Below are 6,127 nucleotides of genomic sequence, written 5' to 3' on the forward strand. Positions count from 1 at the left end.
AATCGTTGCCACATCATCTTCCAGGTTTGTGCATACGGCATAGAAACCGTCATAATGTTCCTCTATAAATTCCTATAAATCGATATTTCTGAAAGAAGAGTGAAGAGTCTTTACGGGAACTCTCTTTTTTGTTATAAAAGAATGGAAAAATGCTGGAAAATTACAAGAAATTTTCTTTTAGACCAGGAGGCCAATATGGGATTAGAGCAGGAAAATCCGGTTTTATTTTTAGAACAGGCGAAAGAAGCGGTAAAGCAACTGGAGGATTGTAGAGTCCGCAGCGAGTCTGCCTTAGAAAAAGAAAAACAGGGAAAACTGGATTTGGAGCAGGAGACGGAAGCTCTAAAGCAAAAAATTGAAAAAACTATTCAGGAACGGAAAAAAGAGTTGGAAAACAGCTATGATCAGCAGCTGTCGCAAAGTGACGGCAAGATTAAAAAGGTTCAGGAAGCCAGAGAAAAAGCGAAAAATAAGGGGATTAAGGAGAGAGTGGCAGAAGAATCCGGTCCCTTGAAGCAGGAAAATGTGGAGCTGAAACGGCAGTATCACGGTATTTGCACCAGAGAGGGAGCGCCTTTATTTTGCACAACGAAGCTCTTCGGCATCTTATTTAAGCCGGTGTCTTTCTCCGAGGTGTTGGGAATGCTTTTCTTCTTCTTACTCTTTTTTGGAGCCGTTCCTATTGCTATTTACTATTTTCTGGTTCCCCACAGAGCTCTGTTTTTGGTAGGAATCTATCTACTGGACATCCTGATTTTCGGTGGCCTCTATGTCTTTATCGGGAATAGAACCGTGGGCAAATATAGAGAGGTGGTAAAGCAGGGAGCAGAGATCCGAAAGAAAATTCTTCGCAATAAGAAGCAGATAAAGCGTTTAAAGAATGAGATTCATAAGGATTCTAATGATGCGCCCTATCATCTGGAAGAGTTTGATGATGAACTGAGCAGACTGAATCAGGAGAGAAATGAAATTATTGCACAAAAACAAAATGCTCTCCACAGCTTTGAAACGGTAAACCAAAATATTATACGAGATGAAATCGAGAATACGGAGAAGGAGCGACTGGCTACTTTAAAAGAGCAGTGGCAGCAAGCTTCTCAAGAGAGGAATAGTTTAGAAGGGCAAGCGCAGGAAATGCAGATTGCCTTAACACAGAAATTTGAACAGTTTATCGGGAAAAAGCATTTGAATGAAGAGGATATCCTGACAATGATTCAATTCCTGCAAAACGGACAGTGTAAGAGTCTGACAGAAGCGGTTTTAAAGCTGGAAGAGCCGGAAGTCGAATCGGTGGCGAATCCCTCGGCAGATTCTGCCGGTTAAACGGCAAAAAGGCACTGTAAAAATCAAAATAACAAAGAGATGTTTAGCAATATAGGTCTGAGACTGTGGCGAAGCTGGCGAAAGGGTTCCCCAATCTCAGACCTATATTGATAGAAAAATATTTTATTTTTTACAAGTATCGCTCGTAGTGCCGGCGGTATCTCGTTTATTATTTTAATTCCGTTTGCTCAAAGGGAATTCCCAGCTCCTGTAAAATTTTGGCTTCTCTATGGTGACAGGTGAAAAGAAGAATCTGCGCCGGGTAAGCCTTTTTTAAGTAGCTGAGACTGGCGGAAAGTCTTCGTTCATCATACATCGCAAAGCTGTCGTCAAAGAGCAGAGGAAGGTATTCCTGATTCTCTCTTTGCAGAAGAAGAGCGATGGAAAGTCTGAGTGCCAGATAGAGCTGATCAATCGTGCCTGTAGAAGCCTGTTCCAGGGGAAAGAATCCCTCCTTTGCATTGACATAAAGCTGTAGCTTATCATCAATCCATAAGGAATCATATCGACCATTGGTGATTTCAGCTAAGGCATGCCCACAATTATCGTTTAAATGGAAGGCAAAGCTATTGCGAATTTCCGTAGCAATCTGCTGAATTCGTTCTTTTGCTTCCCGAATAGACTCCAATTTTTCCTGAAGTTTTTCATTTTCCTCCAGAGAAGGGCGAAGCAAGTCTGCCTTGTTTTGTAAAATTCCGTACTGACGGAGAAGTTCTTCTCTTTGTTCTCTTTGGCTTTCCGCAAGACTGCTTTCCTTCCAGAGAGCCTGTTCTTTTTCATAATTTTCCTCTAAAGTCTGTAGAAGCTTTGCTTTTTCTTCCCTTTCCGTCCACTTTTCTAAAATGGTGCTGTAGTACTGCATAATCTTTGCTTGAGAATAGCCTTGGCTTGCACCTTTTTCGGAAAGCTCTTCCTTACTGCTGTTTTGGAACTGTAGAAAGGCGGAAATTTGACGTTTTCCCAAAAGCTCTTCAAATTCTTGTTTTTCTTTCTTTATCCAGTTTTGATGTTGCTCAAAGACTCTTTTTTGAGAAAGAGCCAAAAGCAGAAAAAGCAAAAAGGCACAAAAGAAAGGATACAGGTATGCGGAAAAGCCCATGGAAAAGAAAGGAAAAGGCGGCAAACTAATCATGGTATAGGCATAAAGAAAGCTCATTACCGTTAAAACTGCAAAACAAAGGGCAAAAAAGCAGAAGATAGGATATAGAATCAGGCTGCCTTTACCAAGCTCCTTTTCCTCCTGAGCATGATTCAGATACAGCAGCATCCGATCTTGTTCTTCTAAAAGCGCTTCTTTATCCCGGACTTCTTCCTTCTCCAAAAGAGTGGAAAGAGCCTCTAAATCACTCTTGATTTCTTGAATTCTTTCTTTTTGCTTTTCCAGGGAGGGAGATTCCTTTGATAGGGGAATCTCTTCGACAGAAGCATCGGACAAGGCTTCATTTTCCGGTATAGCATCAGCGTCTAAAAGCTCTCCCTCATGGATTTGAGAAAGTGCCTTTTGGGTATTCTTTACTTCTCCCAAAAGTGAAGAATAGCGCTTTGTAGCCTCGGGAACCATTTGTTCCAGCAGTGCGGCTTCTTCCCTGTCCAAATAGCGGAGTGCCGCATCGGGACTGAGTTCCACATTTCCGCTTTGCTGAAAATTACTCAGCATTTTTTGGAGCTCAAAAACCATCTCTCTTTCTGTAGAGGATTTTAACTGCCGGATTGACACGGTATTTTTAAAGCTGTCCAAAGAAAAGGGAGCAAGAACAGTCTGTAAAAAGCTTTCTCCATCAGGGATAAGCTGTCCGGATGCTAATGCGCGAACTTCGGCCTCTCCTCCTTGGAGAAAATCTCTTTGGACGCGGTAGGATTTTCCCTGGTAGGAAAATTCCAGACTTCCTCCGAAAGCTGTTGCCCCGGAAAAGGGACGATATTGGAAGAAGGCCTCCCGTTTACTGGCTCCTTTAGGAATCCCGTAAAGCATGGCTTGGATGAAAGCGTGTATTGTGCTTTTTCCTGCCTCATTTTCTCCATAGAGAATTTGCAGAGAGGGAGAGAAGTCCAGAGAATAATTCGAAAATTTTCCAAAGCCGGCGATATGTAATTTTTCCAGTATCATGACTTTCCTCCTTCTAAGAGGGCAGAAACGCCGTAAAAGAGACTTTGTTTTTCCGAAGGATTCAAATCCTCCAAATCTTTTCTTAAATAGGAACGGATGAAAAAGCCCAGAAGGTCTTGCTGGTGTTCTCTGTAAAGCGCATAAAAATCATATTGAGGGATGGTATCGTCAATCCACTCCACCAGACGAATTTCCTTTGATAGAAGATCGGGAATAATCTTTGTTTCGGGATCTCTGTTTCCGCTAAAACGAATTCTATAGATATTTTGTAATCCTCTTTTCTCGATTTCCTTTGAAAGACGTTGCCTAAGAGTTTCCTGTCCCACAGAAGGATCCAGACGAAAATGAAGCGGAATGTATTGCACAGAAGAGATTGTGTGAAAGGATAGGCTATCCAGTTTTTTCGTAATTGGATGGATATTTCCAAGGTATACCCCGTGCTTCCCTGTGCTTTCCGGTCCTAAAGGCTCCGGGGATCCGGGGAAAACAGCTTTTCCTTCTAAGAACACGGCACGTTCTTTTCCTCCTCCCAATGCAACATAGGAAAAGGGCAGAGCTGCCGCATGAAAAGAGGCGTCTTCCGGGCTTTCCATCTTATCCCCATTCCATAATAGAAGAGGAATAGCATCCTCATGCTCTAAAGCGAAGGACATGGCCTTCGAAAGAGAAAAATCCTTCTCCTGAACAGCTAAAATCTCCATTTCCGGTTCAGGGATATAAAGCCTGCTACTGTCCTCCGTGAAAATGTGAACATTTTCAGGGAAGGAGAAGTTACGGAGAAAGTAATTTTCCTCTGCATTTTTACAAAACAAAAAAACATGGCAGAAGGGGATTTTTTGAAACAGTTTGTGTAGAGTCTCCAAGTCCTTCTGTAAAGGAGGGAGATGGAAAATCTGTCCCATCAGAAATAAGGCATCTACATTTTCCTGTAAAACCAAATCTACGATTTTTTCTGCGGAATGGAAAAGGGCGTTGGCCCGTTCTCTTCCCCAGGGATGCTGAGCATCCGGAATCATTCCTAAATGTAAATCCGCGGCATGGATAAAACGCATAAGGAATCCTTTCTAAGCTAATTTTAGCCTCCCGGATACCCGAGAGGCAAAAATTTTATAATTCACAGTTTCCAACGGTTCTTGGGAAGGGGAGTACATCACGAATATTGCTCATACCGGTGATATACATCACAGCTCGCTCGAAGCCCAGACCGAAACCGCCGTGTCTTGTGGAGCCATAACGTCTTAAATCCAGATAGAACTCATATTCTTCCAGATTCATATTGAGCTCCTCCATACGCTTCTTCAATTTCTCGTAATCATCTTCTCTTTGAGAACCGCCGATGATTTCTCCGATGCCGGGAACCAGACAATCCACTGCCGCAACAGTCTTTCCGTCCTCATTCAGCTTCATGTAGAAGGCCTTAATATCCTTCGGATAATCGGTTACAAAGACAGGACGCTTGTAAACTTCTTCGGTGAGGTAGCGCTCATGCTCGGTTTGCAGGTCGCAACCCCACTCCACCTTGTATTCAAAACGGTCGTTTTGTTTTTGTAAAATTTCTACCGCTTCCGTATACGTTACTCTGGCGAATTCGGATTCAACGATATGATTTAATCTCTCCAAAAGCCCCTTATCCACGAATTGATTTAAGAATTCCAATTCCTCCGGAGCATTGACTAAAACATACTGAATCACATATTTCAGCATATCCTCCGCAATAAACATAACATCATCCAGATCCGCGAAGGCCATCTCCGGCTCAATCATCCAGAATTCCGCAGCGTGTCTTTGGGTGTTGGACTTCTCCGCTCTGAAGGTAGGTCCAAAGGTATAGATGTCTCGGAAAGCCTGGGCAAAGGTTTCTCCGTTTAGCTGTCCGGAAACCGTAAGGCTGGTTTTCTTACCGAAGAAATCCTCTCCGTACTGTACCTCACCCTTTTCCATAGGAACGGATTCCAAAGGAAGAGTGGTGACTTGGAACATTTCTCCTGCACCCTCCGTATCGGAGGCGGTGATAATGGGGGTATGCACATAGACGAAGCCTCGCTCCTGGAAGAAGGAGTGAAGTGCATAAGCCACCTGAGAACGAATACGGAATACTGCCTGGAAGGTATTGGTTCTGGGACGAAGATGCGGAATGGTACGAAGATACTCTAAGGTATGTCTCTTCTTCTGCAAGGGATAACTGGCTTCCGTATCTCCTTCTACCGTAATGGAGCTGGCCTGCAACTCGAAGGGCTGCTTCGCCTCCGGTGTAGCTACCAGCTTTCCTTCCACAATTACCGCAGCACCTACGCCCAACTTGGCTGCCTGCGCAAAGTTCTCCAAACTGTCATGGTAAACAACCTGCAACGGGGTAAAAAAGGTACCGTCGGAAATCACCAAGAATCCAAAATTCTTGGAGTCTCTGTTGCTTCGTACCCAACCGCTCACCATAACCTCTGTATCCAAATATTCTTCCTGTGATAGGAAAATGTCTCTTAATCCTGTAATTTCCATACTTCCCCCTTTATGTAAACAATATTTTTCAGTATATAGGAGGTAGAAAAAATTTTCAAGGAAATACGACGGAAACTCCCGCTAAATTGAAGGCCTAACAATCAAATGAATTTTCTAAGCGATATAGTGAACTTGGGGCACGCTCTTGTTAGCTTCGCCTCGACTGAGCAGCGGTTTTGTAAACCACTGCCCTATATTGCC

The 6,127-nt window shown here is 43.3% G+C and carries 4 protein-coding genes; 1 reads left to right on the top strand and 3 read right to left on the bottom strand.

Going from position 1 to position 6,127, the window contains the following annotated elements; genetic code table 11:
- The first annotated feature begins 195 nt into the window (after positions 1-195).
- Complete coding sequence (locus tag ACO4PX_RS08020) at positions 196-1,323, top strand: AAA family ATPase (protein WP_485572216.1); 1,128 nt, start codon at positions 196-198, stop codon at positions 1,321-1,323.
- A gap of 169 nt (positions 1,324-1,492) precedes the next feature.
- On the opposite strand, the gene ACO4PX_RS08025 is transcribed toward ACO4PX_RS08020, so the two are convergent.
- Genes ACO4PX_RS08025 through asnS form a run of 3 tightly spaced genes read right to left on the bottom strand, consistent with a single transcriptional unit; the run spans position 1,493 to position 5,926 of the window.
- Positions 1,493-3,430, bottom strand: a complete 1,938-nt coding sequence (locus ACO4PX_RS08025; RefSeq protein ID WP_485572217.1) for an ATP-binding protein — start codon at positions 3,428-3,430, stop codon at positions 1,493-1,495.
- Positions 3,427-4,482 (bottom strand): metallophosphoesterase family protein, encoded by a 1,056-nt coding sequence (locus ACO4PX_RS08030; protein WP_485572218.1) that lies wholly within the window; start codon positions 4,480-4,482, stop codon positions 3,427-3,429. Before ACO4PX_RS08030 ends, ACO4PX_RS08025 begins: the two co-directional genes overlap by 4 nt.
- A gap of 55 nt (positions 4,483-4,537) precedes the next feature.
- Positions 4,538-5,926, bottom strand: a complete 1,389-nt coding sequence (asnS, locus tag ACO4PX_RS08035) for an asparagine--tRNA ligase (protein ID WP_315365096.1) — start codon at positions 5,924-5,926, stop codon at positions 4,538-4,540.
- Between the last annotated feature and the right edge of the window lie 201 nt (positions 5,927-6,127).

This window comes from Oribacterium sp. (assembly GCF_057249185.1).

Coding starts and splice junctions, on each gene's coding strand:
- ACO4PX_RS08020 (WP_485572216.1), top strand. CDS start 196: ATGGGATTAGAGCAGGAAAATCCGGTTTTATTTTTAGAACAGGCGAAA.
- ACO4PX_RS08025 (WP_485572217.1), bottom strand. CDS start 3,430: ATGATACTGGAAAAATTACATATCGCCGGCTTTGGAAAATTTTCGAAT.
- ACO4PX_RS08030 (WP_485572218.1), bottom strand. CDS start 4,482: ATGCGTTTTATCCATGCCGCGGATTTACATTTAGGAATGATTCCGGAT.
- asnS (WP_315365096.1), bottom strand. CDS start 5,926: ATGGAAATTACAGGATTAAGAGACATTTTCCTATCACAGGAAGAATAT.